The sequence below is a fragment of the bacterium genome, assembly GCA_023228325.1.
In the GTDB taxonomy this organism is placed as follows: Bacteria; Auribacterota; UBA6266; order UBA6266; family UBA6266; genus UBA6266.
This window is the reverse complement of the sequence record JALOBK010000001.1, coordinates 543,605-564,055: the sequence shown is the minus strand read 5'-3', so window position 1 is coordinate 564,055 and position 20,451 is coordinate 543,605. Positions and strand designations below refer to the sequence as shown.

Genomic DNA, 20,451 nt, shown 5'->3' with positions numbered 1-20,451 from the left:
CGCCTTCTTCGCATTATAAAATAAAAGCGCCCGTTTTCAAATCAAAAACGGGCGCTTTCTGTTGCTCTGGAGGTTAATTTCAGTAATGAGTCCTTATCCTGTATCTTATTTTTACCTCTTCGTTTTTCGGAATTTTGACATTGAATTCAAGGGTGTGAGCTTCCGTTTTTTCCCATTTGTGGGTCGAATCCAGCACTTCCCAGTCTCCGGGCACCGGTTCAATTACCCTTACTCCGGTATCTTCGTCTTTATGGTTTCTGAGGGAGATTTCCCATTCCACTTCATATATGTTCCTTAAAACGCCGAAAGATTTCCAGTCAAGCTGTTTTCTTTCTCCGACAACATCGAAAGAGTCTCCGAGTTTTATCTTGATTTTTTCGTCTTTGGGCGTATGGTCTATACTGTCCTCGCCGATGAATTGAAGGCTTCCATCACTGTCGGCTTTATAAACCCTGATCGTTCCTTTAGGCAGCGGCATCCCCAGGTGGTTTTCTTTTTTATTTTCAATGTTTATGTAAGCTCCGATTTTCTGGTTGGAGACCGGCTGTCCGTACTGGCCCCTGTAATAGTATTCGGCGCCCCAGTAGATCAGTTCCTTTTTGACAGGGATGTCCGTTGATTGCAGAAGGCTTATCTGTTTTGTCTGGTTTTGCTTTACTGTCGCGGGCCGCTGCAGGGTATAGAGATGATATTCAAAAAGGGACTCTTCGGTGAACCCGGACTCGTGCTTGGCTTCGGCTGCGCCCAGGAGTTTATCGCTGCGGAGTCTGCTAAACTCGTCGTAAACCCTGTTTACATCGCCCGCCACCAGCTTGATCGCGGCATCCTTGTACTCGGCGCCGCTGTTATTGTTAATTGTTACCCATCCGTTCAAATCAACTTTTTTATCATCTTTGTCAAGAACAGCGACATAATCCGCTTTCCAGTTTATTCCACCCGTAAGGTATGACGCTTCCACTGTATGTTTTTTGTTGTAATTGTTGTCGAGCAGCCATACCAGAGTGGGTTTTGCGATAAGGTTTTCGGGGATTGAAGGATATATTATCCTGTGAGGGAGCCCGACCATTATCTTGCCGTTGACCTCAAAAATAGGAGCTCCGTTTGTCGACAGTATTTTTGCGTCGTATATTGTTTCTTCCCCCGTGTAATAGTTCTTATCGACCACTTTAACGGTTTTATCAATATATTTTTCCATGAGTTTTTGCGGATTCAGAAGGTCATATTCATAGTTCTGCTCTAAGATGCTGAGTTTTTCCGGCTGATTTACGGATTTAATATAGACGGTTGCGGGGTTGATGTTTTGGGCCACATCCATGAACCTGAGCTCAAAAGTGCCCGTTGGAAGCGATATGTCCCTGACATCCTTGACAAGCGCCAGGTTTGAATTATAAATAGTTATTGCCACGGTTCTCTGGTCATCCAGCGTGCTCTTAAGTGATTCTGCGCCAATTGATAATGTACTCAACAAAAAAATCAGAGATAAAAAAACCGCCAGTTGCTTCATTTAAACTCCTTTCTTTAAGTTTCCTGTTTATTTAGACTCCCGAAGCCGATGAACGTTCAAAAATATAAAATATTGTTTAGTTTATTGGAGTTATTGAATATACTGTTATGATATAATACTGCTTTATCAGCCGCTATAAATTAAAAATTTATTTGAGCTCGGAAGGGAAAATAAAATAATGGGAAGGAAAAAAACCAGGCTTTCTCCAAAAGAAATAGAGGTTAAAAAGGGGATATTCTACCGTGACGGCAAACCTTTTATGCTTCTTTCCGCGGACTATCCTTATTACAGGGACGGACGTCACTTATGGGAAAAGAAATTGAAGCTTCTCAGGGAAATGGGCGCGGACGTTATTACCTGTTATATTCCATGGAGACATCATTCTCCAGCGCCGGGCAAGTTCTATTTTAACGGGGAAACAGTGCCGAATACCGATATAATAAGGTTTCTTGAAATAATTAAAGAGCTGGGCTTATATTGTATTGTTAAACCGGGTCCGCTTATTCATGCTGAAACAGATTATGCGGGTTTGGCTGATTATGTTGAGCCTGTCGCCGAGAGCGGTATTGAACCTATAAGGAATTCCCTCGGGGAGCCGACGCTCTGGCATAAAGCGCTTCCGGCGCCCTTAGATGATAAATTCCATGAACATGTGAAAAAATGGTTTGAGGCTGTTGACCGGGATGTCCTCAGGGGCAGGCAATACCCGGAAGGGCCTGTTATAGGGGTTCAGATACTTAATGAAGGAATATATACTTTCTGCCTTCCCCATATTACCGGTTATGATTATTCCAGGAGCGGGGCTGCGGGTTTTTCGTCCTTCCTGAAGAAAAAATACCATACGGTCAGGGAATATAACTCGAGAAACTTTGTGAAGATTCAGAGTTTTGATGAAATCCTTCCTCCTACGGAATTTCAGCAGGGGGAAGTAAAAACTTTCAGAAAAAATATAGACTGGGCTGAGTTTTCCGGAGTGTTTTACAGGGAAGTGTTGTCGCGGTGCAAGTCATATCTTGCCAGTTTAAAAGTTCCTGTTGTGGTAAACTGGAATCCTTTCTGGCTGTCTGAAGCCGACTCATATTTTTCGAGAAGTAATCTACATGTCTTCGGGGACATTGCTTCATGGGGATTTACCAACTGGACGAAATATCCTTATGAAGATGAGAATGCATATTGTATTTATCAGGTTGTCGCCGGAAAACATCCGGGGGTCTGCCTTGAAGAAAATTGGGGTTTTAGCAGGATATACCATAAGATGTTTGAAAAATCCACCCCGAGTTATTATCAGAGCATGCTCTATTTTGCTTTTGGCGCCAAGGGAATGAACTATTATACCGGAGTGGGAACAGACCTGTGGGATATTAACATAGATTCATCATGCGAAAAGCCGTATCCGGCTTCCGCGCCGATAACTCATGATTGTGTCAGAACAAATAAATTTTACCTGGCGAAAATGATAAACCTGTTTTTTAATTCTTTCAGTAAAAACGCTGTGGAATCCGGAGTTGAAAAAGATATTTACTGGGGTTGCTACATGCCTTATTGCTGGGCGGCTTCCTGGAAGGCCGGTGACCATGCGTGGAAAAATTCAGGAATAAAAGAGAAGCCTGTATGTATTGGGGAGGGGCTTATCCCTTTAATGAAAGAAGCGGCCCGGCGCGGTTTGAAAACCGGCGTTAAATATTTGGATTATGAGGAGAATGCGGAACTTGCAAAAGCGAAAGTTATCATTTTGAAGCTTTCTGACTGGATGGGGGAAAAAGTTCAGCAAAAACTTTTAAAATATGTGAAAACCGGCGGAAAATTGATTGTTTTCGGGACAATTCCGTATCTTGACGATGATTTTAAACCGTCGAATATACTCTTGAAAGCGCTGTTCCCGAAAAAGAACAGCGTGCCGCAGGACATCGAAAAGAATATCGGAAAAGGTAAAATCATTTTTGCGGCCGGGGATATACTGAATGATGATAAAAAATTAGAAAAGATACTGGGACAAAAAAGCGGGGAATACGCCGCGTATGATGTAACCGTATCGGCCGAGAAGGACGAGAAAGTAATTTATCTGATATCCAAAAATTCCGAAACATCCGTATATAAGGCCCGGGCAGGGAAAAAAGAGCTCCATGTGCAAAGTGTCCCCGGCGGAATTTCAGCGGTCTATATTAAAGGAAATGATATAAGGGGTTTTATTTTAAAAGGTTTGAACGATTATGCTAAAAAATCCGCCGTTCCCTGCCTGAAGTTCGATTCATGGGAAATCTCTTCCTCCAAACCCTGTGATATTTCGGCCTCTTTTGATTTGAAGAAAATGAAAATTATGGTCTTTTCGGAACATCCGGGCGTAAAACTGAAAATCAAATGCGGCGCAAACAAGCCTTCCGTATTGCTGGTGGAAAGGGAAGGCAAAAAAGGGCCGGGCAGGATGAAAACAACAAAAAATGCAGTTTCCTTTGAAGCGGAATCCGTTTCAAAGGGTGTTATTTATGAGCTGGAGTTCAAATGATATGTCAAAGGCAGTATTTAACACAGGGATAATATTTGCGGTTTTTGTATTTTTGTCCGGCGGAGTGTTATTTGCGGGTGAATTCGGGGATAAGATTGACAAAGCGGACGATTGCTATCAACAGGGCAGGCACATCGATGCCGTGGACAACCTCAAAGATGCGGTAAAGATTGCGTGGGAAGCGGCGGCTCTTTCGGCCAGAAATATTAATTTTGTTAAAGACGGTAATTCAGGATTCCAGAAATTTGTTATCAGGGAAGACAGGCCTTTTGCGGGCGGAGAAAATATCATTATTTATCTGGAGCCGGTGGGCTTTTCGGTAGAGGAAAAAGAAGGCGGTTATTTTGCGCATCTTGAAACTGATTATGAACTTCTTGACAGTGAAAGCCGCGAGCTGGCAAAAGAACAGGAATTCGGCGATTTTGAAATAGAAGACACGACGTTTTTCACGGATATTTCATTGAACCTTAATTTCAGTTTTACGGGTTTAATAGACGGCAACTACACTTTAAAAATTACCATAAGAGACGTGTTGTCGGGCGAAGAGTATATTTTGACCAAAGATTTTAAATTTGCGCAGAATCCGGATGAATAACTGATGAAACTTCTTATGATATCAAATCCTGTTGCCGGAAAGAACTCTAAGGATAAAACAAAAAAAGCCGCTTCCTATTTATCTTCCAGGGGCGCAGACGTTTCTGTCGAATATACCTCTTTTCGCGGTAATGCGACTAATATTGCCGCTGAAGCGTATTCCAAAGGAATTGATAAGATAGCCGCCGTTGCGGGAGACGGAACGATAAATGAAATAATTAACGGTATAGTCGGCATTGATATTGCGCTGGGAATTATTCCCGCGGGGACAACAAATGTTTTTGCCAAAGAAGTGCATGTTCCGGATAATCTCTATAAAGCCTGCGACATAATACTGAGAGGCAATGAAAGAAGAATAAGCCTCGGGGTGATAAACGGTTCGTATTTTATGCTTATGGCCAGCGCGGGATTTGACGCTGAAGTCGTGAATTCGATAGATTTGAAATTAAAAGCAAGGACCGGGAAATTTGCTTACATCGTTTCTGCTTTCGGTGTTTCCGCAAAATATGCTTTCCCGTCTATGAATATAATTATAGACCAAAAGGAGAGATATGAAGGTTGTCTCGTAGTAGTAAGTAATGTCAGGTATTATGCGGGTAAGTTTGTTATGGCTCCTTATGCTTCCACCGATGACAAATTCCTTGACGTCTGCATCTTCACAAAGAGCGGCAAAAGGCAGATGATAAGGTATCTGTGGGGGCTTTTGACAAAGAGTCACCATAAATATAAGGATGTTATATACCTGAAGGCTAAACAGATAAGGGTCTTTTCCGAAAAAAGGGTAAAAGTCCAGGTTGACGGGGATCCTTTCTGTGAACTTCCTGTTGATATAAGCGTTGTCCCCAAGATTCTAAGGGTCTGCTGTCCATGAAAAAAATATTTATTTTTCATGCCACATACGGTTCCGGCCATAAAAGGGCGGCTGAGGCGTTATATAATCATATTAAAGAACGTTATCCCGGCTATGATGTAAGGATTTTTGATTCCCTTGATTATGTTTTTGCGATTTACAGGATAGTCACCAAGGCGGTTTATTATTGGAGCATTGATAAAGCAAAGTGGTTGTGGAAGCTGATATTCTCGGGGGTTAACAGAGCCAGTCCCGGAGGGATATATTACAAATGGCAGCTTTATACCGATGTTCTATTCGCGCGGAAATTAATAAAATTTGTTACAGATGAAAATCCGCAATGCGTGATATTCACTCATTTCCACTCCGAAGAAATCATAAGCCATCTGAAAAAATTAAAAAAGATAAATTCAAAACTTGCCTGTGTAATAACCGATTATATGGCGCACTCGATCTGGTTTCACAGGGAAGTCGACATGTTCTTTGTCGCTTCCGATTTCGTTAAAGAAGGTCTTATCAGGTTGGGCTGCAGCTCCGATAGAATTTTTGTGACAGGCATACCAATAGGCAGTCAATTCTGTTCCGATCCGGACATAAGCATGGTAAAACCCTATATGGGGAAAAACAACATTCTGTTTATCGGGGATTATGTCGGCTCGGAGCGATTTAAGAAGAAGCTCAGAGAGCATAAAGTTAAATATCCCGGTACGGGAGTGTTTATGCTGTCAAAAAAAATAGGAGCGTACCTTGACACGGAATCCGGATTCGCGAAAGAAAACAGGATTTTCTGCGATAAATTAAGGCCCGATATCGAAAAATTTTACAAAGCGGCCGATGTTGTGGTGTCTAAATCCGGCGGATTGACAACTTCGGAGTTAACAGCTATGGGTAAGGTATTAATCGCGTTCAGGCCTATTCCCGGGCAGGAAGAAGCTAACTGCCGGGCGCTTGAGAGAGCCAAGGCGTGTCTGAGAATAGAAGACATAGGCTCTCTTGCGGAAAAAGCGTTTGAGATAGCGAATTCCCCTGAAGCTGTCAGGGAACTGAGCGTAAATGCCGCGAAAATCGGCAGACCCGGTGCTACATTTGAAATTTCCGGTAAAATAGCAGACAGCATATAAGTTCTTACTTATTGAGAGGAGCAGTCTTTTGGCAAAAGCAGGATTAAGATTTCCTATTTTTTTCAAGATCCTTTTACTTCTGTTTGTTCTTGTGATTATTCCTGTGGGTTATTTTGCCTTTCATTTTATCCGCACCGCAGAATTAGTTTCCGAGCACGTCTACACGGAAGGGATGGAAGAGCTTACGTTCTCGAAAGAAGAATCCCTTCAGAAAGTTACCGACTTAAATGCGGAAATAGTTTATACACGTTTGCTTGAAGTTGAATCTGTGGGTATGGGAATTGCGGAATTTGTGACATATATATATAACAAAGTAGATGCCTTTTGCGGAAGAAGCACGGAAAAATATTACTATTACAGAGATAATAAAGGTTATTATACCAACAGGGTTGTCGATGACCAGTCCATATTGATAGTTCCCCCCAATGTTCCCCTGACCGATAACCTTAAAAAAGAAATTAAGGCGTCTGAATTTCTTGATGTCACTTTTAAAAGCGCTTTGAAAAAACTGCCCATGATACATCTGGTTTATTTTGTTTCGGAAAATTTCGGGCGCTGTTACCCTGCGGTTGAAATGGATTATCTGCCGGAGGGAAAGGACTTAAAAGATTATATATTTTACTTTGGGCTGGCGGGCCCGGAGAAAAATCCTGATAAGAAAGCTGTCTGGACATATCCCTATATTGATATGTTCAATAAGGGTTGGGTTATAACATGCGCGATTCCCGTGTATTCGGGGGATTTGTACAAAGGCGTGGTATGTCTTGATATAAAAACAGACAGCATAAAAGAGCTTATTATAAGGGACGGCAGGGTAAAGGGCGGATACGGATTTTTGCTTTATTCGGACGGGGTCGTTCTGGGTATGCCTGACGAAGGTTACAGGGATTTCCAGATTCCCAGGTATGCGGATATCAGGACAGGGAAAGATGTGGTAAACGTCTCGAGAATTGGCGACGATTATAAAATCACCTCATCCGCCGATTTTGATGCCCGCAGGATTGCTCAGAAGATACTGGGCAGGGAAGGGAGTATTGTAAAAAATATCAGGTTGGGCAATGAATCCAAGATAATATCTTATGCCAAAGTCGGCGACACCGGATTTGTTTATATAGATGTTTTTTCCGCGAAACGGGTTATCATCCCCGTTGTTTCCGCATTTAAAGAAGCCAAAAGCATTGCGGATGTGTTCTATAAAAGTAATATAATAATAGCGATTTCAATATTTTCCATAGTAATCCTTATATCCTATCTTACGGCGGGGAATATTGCTTCCAAAGTAAGGAAGCTGGTTGAAGGTTCGGAACAGTTCAGCTCCGGAAACCTGGATTATAACATCAGAATGGAAGGAGGTCCTGAGTTCAGCACAATAGCCAATTCAATGAATGATATGGCGGCCTCTTTGAAGAGGAATCAGGACCAGCTGATTCAGCATGAAAGACTGTCTTCCATGGCCGAATTGCTTTCGGGGGCTGCCCATGAATTGAACAATCCCCTTTCCGGTGTTGTGGGATACGCTGAAGTCCTGGGGAATATAGAGAAAGACCCGCTGAAAAAAGAAAAAATAGACTATCTGGAACAATCGGCTAAAAGATGCAAGAAAATAGTTCAGAATATGCTTTCCTTCGCAAGGAAAATTAATATAGAGGCGGTGCCGGCGGATGCAAACAAACTGGTGGCAGAGATAGTAGAGATGAGGCTTTACCAGATGAGATTGAAAGGGATACAGCTTAAATTTAATCCTGATAAAAATCTGCCCCAGACGTGCCTTGATCCCTATCAGATAGAACAGGTTCTTATAAACCTTTTGCTGAATGCCGAGGGGGCTTTGGAGGAGACCAGCGGTAAAATCAAAAAGATAGAGGTTTCAACTTCATACGATGCCGAATCGATATTTATTAAAGTGTCCGATAACGGCATCGGTATACCGGAAAAAGATTTAAGTAAAATATTCGAACCTTTCTTTACTACTAAGAGCATGAAATCCGGAGTGGGGCTTGGCCTGTCGCTTGTTTATGGCATTGTGAGGTCTCACGGCGGCAACATATATGTGGAAAGCAAACAGGGGGTCGGCACTGATTTTAAGGTAAAGCTTCCCGTAAAAAGCATAACTGAATTTAAGGCGAGAGAGAAAATACCGACGGAATTCTGCCTGCCTTCAAAAGCAAAAATTCTCGTAGTTGAAGACGAAAAAGTTGTTGCCGAACTGATAAAAGAAGTGATTGAAAGCGACGGTCAAATCGTCACAATAGCAAAAGACGGGGAAGAAGGGCTAAGAATACTCAGGGAACAGAGTTTTGATATGATAGTTGTGGATTATAAAATGCCCGGGATGACGGGCGAGGAATTTTTCAACAAGGCGCTGAAAGAGAAACTCGCGGGCAGAAAACAATTTCTGTTTATGACCGGCGATTCATTGCATCCCGAAACCCAGAAATTCTTTTCTTCTTTGGGCCAGCGTTATCTTGAAAAACCGTTCACAATCCTTGAGCTGAAAAATATCGTATATTCGCATCTTTCTGAAACAAAGCATTCAAAAATATAATAAGGTCAAAGACGGGCTTTCGCGGGCGTTTTCGGAAAATGTTCCCTTACATGCGATTTGATATCGAAAATAATTTTTATTACGATAAGCAGTATCAGTGCCGGTGTGGCTGACCTGAAGGCCATAGCGAAAAATCCGCCCAGTATAATAGTGAAGTGAAGTATTACAACCCGTCCGTAAGGCCTGGTCATAAGTTCTTCGGGAGTGGTTTTTGCATATTCCTTTTGTCCGATGAAATTCCACAAAAACGAAAAAGCATGGCTTAAGAATAAGATGAGAACAGCGTATATCAGATCTTCCGATTTTATAATATGGATGATCTGGTTCAAATCCGAGAGGGGAGAATTTCTGAATGGTTTGTGCCCGAACAACGCTATTACAAATATTCCGTGTATTGCGGTGAACATCCCGTAATGCACACAGAAGAACGGTATCAAAAATATCTTTGCGAACCACAGTCTGACATTGCCGGGAGAACAGGCCAGAAGCCTGAAAACATTGAAAACCCCTATTATTATGTTTTCAAGCCAGAAAAGAAGCATCAGAGGGAAAACCGTCCAGCCGAGGAAAACGACTCCGTAAACCGGAGCGATATTAGCTATTAACAAGGCTGCTACCGAGGGCTTGAAAACCTGTTGTTCATAAAATCTGCTCTTAGACATCGCAAGGTTTCTCAGCTTGACATTATTTCAACAAGTTTTATGATATCCTCATTTATCGGCTTCTTTTCTTTCCATGCCATTTCGAGAGGATGGGTTACAACTTTATTCTGATGAATGCCCACCATTGCCGATTGTGTGCCTTTAAGCAATTCTTCGACTGCTGAGCTTCCGAGCCTTGTGGCGAGTATCCTGTCGAGCGCGGAAGGGCTGCCGCCGCGCTGCTGATAACCTATGACCGATACACGGGTTTCATATTCCTCGTCTTTTTCTATTTTTTTTGCGATTTCCATCGCATTTCCTTCTTCATCGCCTTCGGCAACCACTATTATAGAACTGATTTTCCCCCTTTTTCTGCCTTCGTTCAGCCGTTTGCATAAATCTTTAATGTCGGTTTTCGTTTCAGGAATAAGCACGTCTTCCGCGCCTCCGGCAATAGCGCTTGCGACTGCGATGAAACCGGCGTGTCTTCCCATAACCTCAACAAGAAAAAGCCTGTTGTGGGATATTGCGGTATCGCGGATTTTATCTATTGCCTGCATTGCCGTATCTATTGCCGTATAAAAACCTATGGTATAGTCGGTGCCGGCGATATCATTATCGATTGTCCCGGGAACGCCTATTACGCTGAAGCCCGTTTCTTTATGGAATTCATGCGCGCCCCGGTATGTCCCGTCTCCTCCTATGGCAACCAGTCCGGAGACATTATGGTTTTTCAGGGTTTTGAACGCCTGCTGTCTCCCTTCGGGTGTTTTGAACTTTTCGCTTCTGGCGGAAAACAGTATGGTTCCGCCCCTGTTTATTATGCCCCCCACGCTTCTGCTTGTCAGAGGAACCGTCCAGTCATTTATAAGCCCGTCATATCCGTTTTTTATTCCCAGCACTTCGATTTTATTATACATTGCCGTCCGGACAACGGCCCTGATGGCAGGGTTCATTCCCGGACTGTCGCCGCCGCTTGTCAGGACTGCTATTTTTCTTATTTTACCTTTGTTTTCCGTCATCATGTTTTCCTCCGTGCGGTTAATCTCCTATTAGCTGGATGATTATTTCTCTTTCCCTATATTGCTAATATTATATATTAGTAAGTTTTTTTGCTGTATAAAAATATTTTTTTCATCTAAAATATGGATTTGTCTAAAATATCATTGCCTTTAGGCCGGTTCTCTGGTATTGTTCTTGGCCTGTCGGGTTTTTAAGGGGTTTAGTTAATCAGGAGGTAGAATATGGGAAAAATATTAAAGTTGGGGCTCCCTAAGGGAAGTTTGCAGGAGTCTACTTTCGATATGCTGAGGAAAGCGGGCTATTTGATATCTGTTTCAAGCAGGTCTTATAAACCTGTAATAGACGACACGGAAGTGTCTGTGATTCTAATAAGGGCTCAGGAGATGGGCAGATACGTTGAGCAGGGTGTAATTGATGCGGGGATTACCGGGAAAGACTGGATAGAGGAATGCGGGGCGAAAGTGGTCGAAGTATCAGACCTTATTTATGCGAAACAGGGTTTAAGGCCGGTGAGATGGGTTTTGGCTGTTCCCGCCGATTCAGCGATAAAGTCGGTTAAGGACCTTAAAGGCAAAAGGATCGCTACGGAAGCGGTGAATATGGCGAAGAAATATCTTAAAAAGAACGGTGTATCCGCTGAAATTGAATTTTCATGGGGCGCTACTGAAATTAAGGCTCCCGAACTTGTTGACGCAATAATAGAACTTACGGAAACAGGTTCTTCCCTGAGAGCCAATAATCTGAGGATAGTGGATACGGTGCTTGAATCTACAACAAGGTTTATCGCTAATAAAAAATCATGGGAAGACCGGTGGAAAAGGGCGAAAATCGGGAAAATAGCCCTTCTTCTGGAGGGAGCGCTTAAGGCTGCGGGTAAAGTGGGAGTTAAGATGAATGTAGCCGAAAGCAGCATAGATAAAGTGATTAAAACACTGCCTTCAATCACTTCCCCGACGGTTTCTCATCTTAATAAAAAGGGTTGGTGTGCCCTGGAAGTTGTTGTTGATGAAAAAATTATCAGGGATCTTATCCCTTCGCTGAAAAAAGCGGGCGCGCGCGGTATAATTGAATACCCTTTGAACAAAGTCATCGATTAAAACGTCTATAAAAGGAGGAAGTAAAATGCCCTGTGGAAGAAAACACAGAAAATCTAAAATTAATAAACACAAACGAAAAAAAAGAAGCCGGGCTAATCGCCACAAGAAGAAATAAAGGAAGTGGTTTTTTTGAAGAAAGGCACTATAATCTTAGCCGTGTGTATGGCAATGCTGGGGTCTGCTTACCCTTCCTATGCCTCGAAGCACATCGTTAGTTTCTTCCCCGACGAAGAAATCAATGTCCTTAAGCTTAATTCTACCATGGCAAAAGCTCATTATCTCGCGGGAATGAGATATGAAGCGCTTGGCGACATGGAGAAAGCCCTGGACGAATACGAAAAAGCTTTTGAAAAAGACCCTTCGAATTTTAATGTGCTTTTGAGGTTGGGTAACGCCCAGTACCGTCTTAAAAAATTTCCCGAAGCCCAAAAAACATTTGAAATAGCTTCCAAGGCATTTCCTGAGTACTATCTGGGACATATAATGCTGGCAACTATTTATTATGCGCAGGGAAAGGTGGGGGATTCGGAAAGGACTTATAAAAAAGCTATTTCAGAAAATCATGAGGAATTGGCTGCTTATATTGGACTGGGAGCTCTGTATATACAGGAAAAAAGAATCGCGGACGCGATAGAAATTCATAAGAAAGCGTTAAAATTTTTTCCCGAAGACCCCACTCTGTATTTTAAGATAGGGCTGCTTTACAGCAAGGAGAAGAAATTAAATAAGGCCATCGAATACCTGCTGAAATCATGCGAACTGGACCCCGAATGGCTTCAATCAAAACTGGCGCTTGCTGTCGCGTATGAGATAAATGAACAATACGAAGAAGCTATTAAAATCTATAAAGAAGCTGTTTTAATAAATCCGGGTGACGTTAACATTTACAGGCGTCTTGCGGAATTATCGGATTTTAAAAACAATCTGGAGGACGCGGAAAAATACTACAGCGTTCTGGTTTATCTTGATCCCAGCAATCTTAGAAATTATATTTCTCTCGGAAGTATTTATCTGCAGGAAGACAAACTTCAGGATGCCTTGAGCATTGTCCAGAAAGGAAGAGAAAAAAACTTTGAAGTTCCGGAGTTATTTCTGCTTCTTGGCCTTATATATTTTAAAATGGGGGAAACAGACCAGTCCATAGACGCTTATTTGAGGGCGATTGAACTCGGGGGAGACAGGTCTTCGGTTTATTTTCACCTTGGAGCCGCATATGAACAGGCGGGCTTATATCAAAAAGCGGTTGAAACATTTAAGTATGTAATTGAAAATGATCCTGAGAACGCAAATGCGATGAATTACCTGGGATATATGTATGCGGAACGGGGTGAAAATCTCGAAGAAGCCGTCCGTTTAATAAAAAAAGCCATTGATAAAGACCCTGAAAACGGGGCTTTTATAGACAGTTTGGGTTGGGTGTACTATAAACAGGGCCGGCTTCTGGACGCGACGCGGCTTTTGAAAAAAGCGGCGGAGCTTGTTGATAATGACCCGGTTGTTATAGAACATCTGGGAGATGTTTATTATAAAAGGGGGATGAAAGAACTTGCGATAAAGCACTGGAAGAAATCCTTGGAGCTTAATCCCGGCAGAAGCGAATTAAAAGATAAATTAGAAGAAGTTAATGATTGAAAGTTTTAGCTCCCGCCAAAATAAATTTATTTCTGGAAGTCCTTTCAAAACGGAACGATGGGTACCATGATATTGAAACACTGATGGTTCCTGTTACGCTGTTTGATGAGCTTGAAATATCCGTGACCGGGAAGGATGAGATAGAAGTGCTGTGCGATGTTAAAGAACTTTCAGGGACCGGAAATCTCATTTACAGGGCTGTTTCTTTGTTGAAATCTATTTTTCCCGGAAAAATCAGAGGCGTCCGCGTTTTTTTGAAAAAAAACATACCTGTGGCAGCCGGTCTCGGCGGAGGATCCAGTGACTGCGCCGCTTCAATAAAATTTTTGAATACCGAATGTAATTTGGGTTTAAGCAATGAAAAACTTAAAGAAATAAGTTCAAAGCTTGGAGCGGATATCCCCTTTTTTATTGACACGAAGAGCGCTGTTTGTCATGGCATAGGAGATATATTAAATCCTTTTGAAATAAATTTTAAAATGCATTTTCTTCTGGTAAATCCAAATGTAACATTGTCTACAGCCGATAGTTATACGAGCCTAAAATCATTCTTGACAGGCCAGGTTAAAAACATTAACATATTACTTCGCAGCCTGCAAAATAATGACATAGAAAGTTCGGCAAAAAATATGTTTAATAGATTGCAGAGGGTTTGTGAAGAGAAAATACCTTTTGTAACCGATATTATTGATGTTCTTTATAAAAATAGCGCTTTGAAGGCAATGGTGTCCGGAAGCGGACCGACGGTTTTTGGACTCTATAGAACAGCATCTGATGCTCAGCGTGCTAAAATATCCATTCTTGAACATTACGGCGGCAAAATTTCCATATTTGTTGTTGACTCTTTTTAACACATGTTCAAAATATCTGTCTGGGGGGATTGATTATGGAGATTACTGAGGTCAGGATAACTTTAAAGGGATCGGAAGACGGGAAGCTTAAGGCTTTTGCAACAATTACCTTTGATAATGCTTTTGTGGTGAGGGATCTTAAGGTGATTGAAGGGAAGAAAGGCCTTTTTGTAGCTATGCCCAGCAGAAAAGTCACATATCCCTGTGACAGGTGCAGACACAGGAATGCTTCAAAAGATAAATTCTGCGCTAACTGCGGATCTAAAATAATTCCCAGGAGAGAAGAAAAATTCGATGAAGAAGTCCGCCAGAATGAGCATCGTGATATTGCTCATCCTATAACGCCTGAATCAAGGGAATATATACAGGGCAGAGTAATCGATGCGTATAAGGAAGACCTTCAGAATGTAGGGGAAAGACAGCCCGGAGAGGTCGCGGGAAACCCTGAGTACTGATTTTCATTTTGATGGTTGACAATATTTTTTGTTTTTTATATAATCCGGTGTTTTGAGTATCCTTTGATTTTAAGAGGATTTTACCCACACTCAGAAAGAATGTTTGATTTTTTTTCTTTATTAGCTGTGGGTCTTGTTCCGCAGCTATTTTTTTGTTCTTTTGATTGCCCGGTAGTGTAATGGTAGCACAAGGGTTTTTGGAGCCCTCTGTCTAGGTTCGAGTCCTGGCCGGGCAGCCAAATTTGGGCTTCGTAAAAATAGCATCTTAAATTACAGCGGATGCCCGGATAAAGGGGTTTTTCATATAAAATTCAGCAGAATATTTACCTGAGTGTATATATTTCAGAGCATAATATGAATGTTAATAAGAAAAAATCGTTAATCTTTAAACAGTTTTGCAAAAGCTGGGGTGATGGTTCTATGAAAATAATAACCGGAAATGCCAATCCTGAATTGTCGGAAAAAATCGCGAAAAATCTTAAAACAAAATTGTGCGGATGTGATGTTAAGACATTCCCTGAAGGCGAGATAATGGTCAAAATACTTGAAAATGTCAGGGGCAGGGATGTTTTTATCGTCCAACCCATATGTCCGCCCAGAGTGAATGATTATCTGATGGAGCTTCTTGTTATGATTGATGCTGTAAGAAGATCTTCGGCGGACAGGATTACGGCCGTTATTCCCTATTACGGTTACGCAAGGCAGGACAGGAAAGACCAGCCTCGTGTTCCTATAACAGCCAAGCTGGTGGCAAATCTTGTTACGGCATCGGGAGCTGACAGGGTTTTGACGATGGATCTTCACGCCGACCAGATACAGGGATTTTTTGATATACCCGTTGACCATCTGTATGCGGCGCCCGTATTTATAGATTATTTCAGAAAGAAGAATCTGGGAGACGGAGAAATAGTTATCGTCTCTCCGGATGAGGGCGGTATAAAAACAGCTCATGCCTGGGCGAAAAGATTAAATGCGGCGCTTGCGGCGATAGATAAAAGGAGAATAACCGGAACAGAGACGCAGGTGTATAACATAATGGGAGCCGTCAAAGGCAAGACGGCGATAATAGTGGATGATATCGTAAGTACTGCGGGGTCATTATGTGATGCGGCAAAAATGGTGAAAGAACAGGGAGTGAAAGAGGTCTATGCCGCGGTTTCCCATCCCGTCTTGGCGGGTCCGGCCCTGGACAGGCTGAATGATTCCGTGATAAGCAAACTTCTTGTAACGGATACAATTCCGCTGGGAGATAAATTGGCCGGCTGTTCCAAAATAGAGGTTATGTCTGTATCCGGATTGCTTGCGGAGGCCATAAAGAGAATTCATGAGAACGAATCGGTCAGTTCTTTGTTTATTTGATTAAAATTAATTAGGAGGATTATAAAATTATGAGTGAAGTTCATCTGGATGCACAATTGAAAGAAGTCAGCGGCACAGGCAGCGCCAGGGCTTTTAGAAGAGCGGGTAAAATACCGGCTGTGATATATTCGCACGGCGATAAATCTGTTCCCATTGCGGTTGATGAAAAACAGTTCAATAAAGCTACGCATGGACACAGCGGCGAAAATTTTCTTATAGATTTAAAAATCGAGCAGGAGAAGAAAAAAAGAAAAGTCCTGATAAAAGAAGCGCAAATAGATCCCCTGTCCAATAAGATAATCCATATAGACTTTAAAGAAGTTTATATGGATGAAAAAATAAAGACGCATGTGCCGGTTGTTGAAAAAGGCGAAGCCAGGGGAGTAAAAGACCAGGGAGGAATACTTGAACATATTCTCCGCGAGCTTGAAATAGAATGTTTGCCGGGGGAAATTCCCGAAAAGATCGATGTTGATATTTCGAATCTGGAACTTGGCTCATCAATACATGTATCTGACCTGATGATTCCCAAGGGCGTCAGGATACTTACTGATCCTGAAGAAGCGATTTTCTCCGTTGCCATACCGAAAGAGATTGAAGAACCTGCCGCCGGAGAAGTTTCTGAAGAAGGAGCCGCCGCCGCAGAACCTGAAGTTATCGGAAAAGGCGGTAAAGAGGAAGAAGAACCGGAGGAAGAGAAAGAACAGAGTAAAGAGAAAGAACAAAGTAAAGAGAAAGAACAAAAGTAAGGAACTCTTGTTCTTTTTCGCGATGGATATAAATGAAGATAGTTATTGGACTTGGAAATCCGGGAAACGAATACATCCATACCAGGCACAATGTAGGATTTGAGGTTGTAGATTATCTTGCTGATAAGCTTGATGTAAAACTTTTATCCAATTCCAGGTTATTCGGCGAAAGCGCCAGGGTTTCATTAAATAAAAAAAAGATAGTTCTTTTAAAACCTCATACTTTTATGAACAACAGCGGGCGTTCGGCGGTAAGCGCGTTGAACTGGTTTAAATGCCGGTGTTCAGACCTGGTTGTTGTTCTGGACGACGCCTGTTTATCCGTGGGCAATATAAGAGTGCGCAGCGGCGGAAGCTCCGCGGGCCATAAAGGGCTTCAATCAATAATAGATTGTCTGGGAAACAGTGATTTTCCCAGAGTGAGAATCGGGATAGGCGGTTCCGGTAACATAGTAAACCATGTGCTGGGTAAATTCAGAAAAACCGAGGCCGGTTTTATCGCCGAAGCGTTGTCAAAGGCTGCCGAAGCAGTTGAAATGATTATTATGGGAGATATTCAAGAAGCTATGGATAAGTTTAACAGAAAAGAAAGAAAAGATCAGAATGAGAGTATTTCGGGAGGTGCAGATTGAGCCAATACGAAGGATTATTTATTGTTGAAGGGAAAGCCAGCGATGATGATTTAGGGCATGTTATTTCTCAGATTGAAGATGAAATCAAAAAAAACAAAGGAGAGATAATAGAGAGTAAAAGCATGGGCAAAAGACAGCTTGCTTATGTGATTAAGCGCAATTCAGAAGGATTTTATGTCCTGATTAACTTTAAGTTACAGGGCCCATCCCTTCAAAAAATTCAGGAAAAGCTTAAGTTGAACCAGAAAGTCTTAAGGAATCTTATTTTGAAGAAAAGCTAATTACACAAGGAGTGAATTATGGCTAGTTTGAATAAGGTTTTTATAATAGGTAATTTAACAAAGAAACCCGAACTTCGTTCTACAAAAGAAGGTTCATCCGTAACCGACCTGCGCATTGCCGTCTCAAGAAATTTTCTTAATAAGGACAGGGAAAAGCAGGAGGAAGTTTGTTACGTTGATGTTGTTGTTTGGGCCAGGCAGGCGGAAACATGCGTTGAATATCTTGATAAGGGGTCTCCTGTTCTTATCGAAGGCAGTTTACAGCAGGACACATGGGAAACCAGTAACGGGGAGAAACGCAGCAAGATCAGGATAAGGGCCCAGAGGGTGCAATTTTTGTCTAGAGGTTCAAAGACTGAAAGCAGCCAGGTCTCAGGCGATGTCCCCTCGGATGTGCAGGATGAAGGGTCTGAGCAAAGCGAAGATGATATACCGTTTTAAAAAAAGGAGAGTTAACAGAAAATGAATGACTTAAAGTTTTTCAAAAAGAAAAAATGCAGATTTTGCCAGGATAAAGTCCGGGAAATTGACTATAAGGACGTCAATTTAATCAAGAAGTATTTGACGGAAAGAGGAAAAATACTTCCGAGAAGAATAACAGGGGCATGCGCAAAACACCAGAAACAGCTTGCCGCCGCAGTTGAACACGCCAGGTACATGGCATTGGTTGCTTATGTTATGGATTAATTTTTACGAAAAGTGTATGATTAAAAACTGATTGTCGGAGGAAGTTAAATGAAGGTTATTCTTTCAGAAAATGTTGATAAATTGGGGAAAATAGGAGATGTCGCGAATGTCGCGCCCGGCCATGCCAGGAATTATCTCTTTCCGAAAAAACTGGCTGTGGCGGCAACGGATGCGAATATGCGGTTTCTTAAGAAAAAATCCGAAAAAGAGAAGAAGAAAGAAGAGCAGATTGTGCAAAGCGCCAGGGATATGGTAACCAGATTATCCGATGTGTCCTGTACTATATCCGCCGAAGCGGGAGAGGAAGACAAGCTTTTTGGTTCTGTTACTACGGCCGATATTGCGAAAGTCCTTAAGGATGAAGGCCTGGAGATAGATAAAAAACAGATTGAATTAGATTCTCCGATTAAAAAACTCGGTGTATATAATGTAGTTGTTAACCTTTATAGAGATGTAAAAGCCACGTTCAAACTTTGGGTGGTTAAGAAGTAATATTTTGGCTGGTTTCAATGGCAAAAAATAAAAAAAATACAGAGACAAGGGTTCCTCCATTCAGCAGCGATGCTGAAGCAGCTGTATTAAGTTCGATGATGCTTGATAAAAACGCGATTGAAATTGCCATCGAATTGTTGCGAAAAGAATATTTTTATTCGGACGCGCATGCCAGGATATTTAATGCTATTGTCAAATTGAGAAATGACAGCAACGCGATACCCGATCTCGTTGCCGTCAATGATTATTTAAAGAGCAGCGGAGAACTTGAATCGGCCGGCGGCGCTTCATATTTATCAAAGCTGATAAATTATGTCCCTACCGCGGAAAACATCAGATATTATGCTCAGATAATCAGAAGCAAGGCGATTTTAAGGGGACTTATCACCGCTTCCGGTGAGATTATTGAAGAGTGTTACCAGTCTTCCGATGAAGTTTCTTCGATTTTAGATAAAGCGGAAAGCAGGATTTTTGAGATTTCGGAGAAGAATGTTGATACAAGGTTTGAAAGCATTGATATAATCGTCAATAAAGTTCTTGAGCAGATAGAACAGGCAAGGCAGAACAAAAGTTCGGTTACAGGGATACCTACAGGTATAACTAAATTAAACACCCTTACAGCCGGATTCCATAATAATGATTTTATTGTGCTTGCCGCCAGGCCCTCTATGGGTAAAACATCCCTGGCAATTAATTTTATAGATCACATAGGCGTTGATAACAGTATTCCGGTTGGTTTTTTCAGCCTGGAAATGAATAAACATTCCATTGTCCAGAGGATTATCTGCGCGCATGCCGGGATCAATTACCATAATGTATCAACAGGGTATATAGACAAAGAAGACAGCAGCAGGCTTTTGATAGCGGCCGGAAAAGTTTCCGAGTCAAAATTATATATTGATGACAGCACTAATATGAGTGTTTTGGAGCTGAGAGCAAGGGCAAGAAGATGGAAGAAACAATATGGGATAAAGATTGTATTTGTGGATTACCTTCAGCTTATGAAGTCAGGTACAAGGGAAGAGTCCAGGCAGATGGAAGTAAGCGAGATTTCCAGAGGATTTAAAGCGCTTGCCGGCGAGCTGGAAATCCCTGTTGTGGTGCTTTCTCAGTTAAACCGGGGCCCTGAGACCAGGGCGCATGGCAAAGAGGGGCATCGTCCCAGACTTTCCGATTTGAGAGAATCCGGCGCTATAGAACAGGATGCGGATGTTGTCCTGATGCTCCACAGGCCGGATATTTATGATAAAGAGGAAGTGAATAAGCCTGTTGTTGAGGCGGAACTTATTATCGCGAAACAGAGGAATGGCCCTCAGGGAAATGTGGACCTTGTTTTCAAAAAAGATTCTATGATTTTTGTTCAAAAGGATTCAGCTTATGTTGAACAGCAGCAGGTCGCTGATGAGGACGGGTATTATTAAGCATAATCAATTTT

At 42.0% G+C, this 20,451-nt stretch carries 20 protein-coding genes and 1 tRNA gene; 18 read left to right on the top strand and 3 right to left on the bottom strand.

Features of this window, described 5'->3' with window-relative positions:
- Positions 1 to 79 precede the first annotated feature (79 nt).
- Entirely contained in the window at positions 80 to 1,504 is a 1,425-nt protein-coding gene (locus tag M0R36_02600) for a DUF4139 domain-containing protein (GenBank protein MCK9554693.1), read from the bottom strand.
- Between the two features lie 178 nt (positions 1,505 to 1,682).
- Between M0R36_02600 and M0R36_02595 the strand changes: the two genes are divergently transcribed.
- From M0R36_02595 to M0R36_02575, 5 genes are read left to right on the top strand one after another with little or no spacing between them, the layout of a single operon-like run.
- A complete protein-coding gene (locus tag M0R36_02595) occupies positions 1,683 to 4,007 on the top strand; it encodes a beta-galactosidase (protein MCK9554692.1) in 2,325 nt (774 codons plus the stop codon).
- 1 nt (position 4,008) lies between these two features.
- On the top strand, positions 4,009 to 4,602 hold the full coding sequence (locus M0R36_02590; GenBank protein MCK9554691.1) for a ferrochelatase: 594 nt from the start codon (positions 4,009 to 4,011) through the stop codon (positions 4,600 to 4,602).
- Positions 4,603 to 4,605: 3 nt separating this feature from the next.
- The gene (locus M0R36_02585) at positions 4,606 to 5,472 is read left to right on the top strand and encodes a diacylglycerol kinase family lipid kinase (protein MCK9554690.1); all 867 of its coding nucleotides are present in this window, start codon (positions 4,606 to 4,608) and stop codon (positions 5,470 to 5,472) included.
- Complete coding sequence (locus M0R36_02580; GenBank protein MCK9554689.1) at positions 5,469 to 6,572, top strand: hypothetical protein; 1,104 nt, start codon at positions 5,469 to 5,471, stop codon at positions 6,570 to 6,572. Before M0R36_02585 ends, M0R36_02580 begins: the two co-directional genes overlap by 4 nt.
- Before the next feature lie 28 nt (positions 6,573 to 6,600).
- A complete protein-coding gene (locus M0R36_02575; GenBank protein ID MCK9554688.1) occupies positions 6,601 to 9,117 on the top strand; it encodes an ATP-binding protein in 2,517 nt (838 codons plus the stop codon).
- Between the two features lie 5 nt (positions 9,118 to 9,122).
- On the opposite strand, the gene M0R36_02570 is transcribed toward M0R36_02575, so the two are convergent.
- Both M0R36_02570 and pfkA read right to left on the bottom strand, forming a co-directional pair.
- Positions 9,123 to 9,779, bottom strand: coding sequence for a DUF6498-containing protein (locus M0R36_02570; GenBank protein ID MCK9554687.1), 657 nt, complete (start codon positions 9,777 to 9,779; stop codon positions 9,123 to 9,125).
- Between the two features lie 11 nt (positions 9,780 to 9,790).
- The gene (pfkA, locus tag M0R36_02565; GenBank protein ID MCK9554686.1) at positions 9,791 to 10,783 is read right to left on the bottom strand and encodes a 6-phosphofructokinase; all 993 of its coding nucleotides are present in this window, start codon (positions 10,781 to 10,783) and stop codon (positions 9,791 to 9,793) included.
- A gap of 219 nt (positions 10,784 to 11,002) precedes the next feature.
- Here pfkA and hisG point away from each other — a divergent pair, with 219 nt between their 5' ends.
- From hisG to dnaB, 13 genes are all read left to right on the top strand, one after another.
- Positions 11,003 to 11,878: an ATP phosphoribosyltransferase gene (hisG, locus tag M0R36_02560; protein MCK9554685.1), complete on the top strand. Its 876-nt coding sequence runs from the start codon at positions 11,003 to 11,005 to the stop codon at positions 11,876 to 11,878.
- 129 nt (positions 11,879 to 12,007) lie between these two features.
- Positions 12,008 to 13,510 carry a tetratricopeptide repeat protein gene (locus tag M0R36_02555; GenBank protein ID MCK9554684.1) on the top strand — a complete coding sequence of 501 codons (1,503 nt, stop codon included), beginning with the start codon at positions 12,008 to 12,010 and terminating at the stop codon, positions 13,508 to 13,510.
- Positions 13,507 to 14,361, top strand: coding sequence for a 4-(cytidine 5'-diphospho)-2-C-methyl-D-erythritol kinase (ispE, locus tag M0R36_02550; GenBank protein ID MCK9554683.1), 855 nt, complete (start codon positions 13,507 to 13,509; stop codon positions 14,359 to 14,361). The genes M0R36_02555 and ispE overlap by 4 nt, the downstream gene beginning before the upstream one ends.
- Positions 14,362 to 14,396: 35 nt before the next feature.
- The gene (locus tag M0R36_02545) at positions 14,397 to 14,816 is read left to right on the top strand and encodes a septation protein SpoVG family protein (protein MCK9554682.1); all 420 of its coding nucleotides are present in this window, start codon (positions 14,397 to 14,399) and stop codon (positions 14,814 to 14,816) included.
- 165 nt (positions 14,817 to 14,981) lie between these two features.
- Positions 14,982 to 15,055: transfer RNA gene (locus M0R36_02540), tRNA-Gln, on the top strand.
- A 181-nt stretch (positions 15,056 to 15,236) separates the two neighbouring features.
- On the top strand, positions 15,237 to 16,175 hold the full coding sequence (locus M0R36_02535) for a ribose-phosphate pyrophosphokinase (protein MCK9554681.1): 939 nt from the start codon (positions 15,237 to 15,239) through the stop codon (positions 16,173 to 16,175).
- 29 nt (positions 16,176 to 16,204) lie between these two features.
- Positions 16,205 to 16,924, top strand: a complete 720-nt coding sequence (locus tag M0R36_02530) for a 50S ribosomal protein L25 (protein ID MCK9554680.1) — start codon at positions 16,205 to 16,207, stop codon at positions 16,922 to 16,924.
- Between the two features lie 32 nt (positions 16,925 to 16,956).
- Positions 16,957 to 17,556 (top strand): aminoacyl-tRNA hydrolase, encoded by a 600-nt coding sequence (gene pth, locus M0R36_02525; protein ID MCK9554679.1) that lies wholly within the window; start codon positions 16,957 to 16,959, stop codon positions 17,554 to 17,556.
- Positions 17,553 to 17,837, top strand: a complete 285-nt coding sequence (gene rpsF / locus M0R36_02520; protein ID MCK9554678.1) for a 30S ribosomal protein S6 — start codon at positions 17,553 to 17,555, stop codon at positions 17,835 to 17,837. Before pth ends, rpsF begins: the two co-directional genes overlap by 4 nt.
- An 18-nt stretch (positions 17,838 to 17,855) precedes the next feature.
- Positions 17,856 to 18,278 (top strand): single-stranded DNA-binding protein, encoded by a 423-nt coding sequence (gene ssb, locus M0R36_02515; GenBank protein MCK9554677.1) that lies wholly within the window; start codon positions 17,856 to 17,858, stop codon positions 18,276 to 18,278.
- 21 nt (positions 18,279 to 18,299) lie between these two features.
- The gene (rpsR, locus tag M0R36_02510; GenBank protein ID MCK9554676.1) at positions 18,300 to 18,524 is read left to right on the top strand and encodes a 30S ribosomal protein S18; all 225 of its coding nucleotides are present in this window, start codon (positions 18,300 to 18,302) and stop codon (positions 18,522 to 18,524) included.
- Between the two features lie 48 nt (positions 18,525 to 18,572).
- Positions 18,573 to 19,016 carry a 50S ribosomal protein L9 gene (gene rplI, locus M0R36_02505; protein ID MCK9554675.1) on the top strand — a complete coding sequence of 148 codons (444 nt, stop codon included), beginning with the start codon at positions 18,573 to 18,575 and terminating at the stop codon, positions 19,014 to 19,016.
- Between the two features lie 17 nt (positions 19,017 to 19,033).
- Complete coding sequence (gene dnaB, locus M0R36_02500) at positions 19,034 to 20,437, top strand: replicative DNA helicase (protein ID MCK9554674.1); 1,404 nt, start codon at positions 19,034 to 19,036, stop codon at positions 20,435 to 20,437.
- Positions 20,438 to 20,451: the final 14 nt, after the last annotated feature.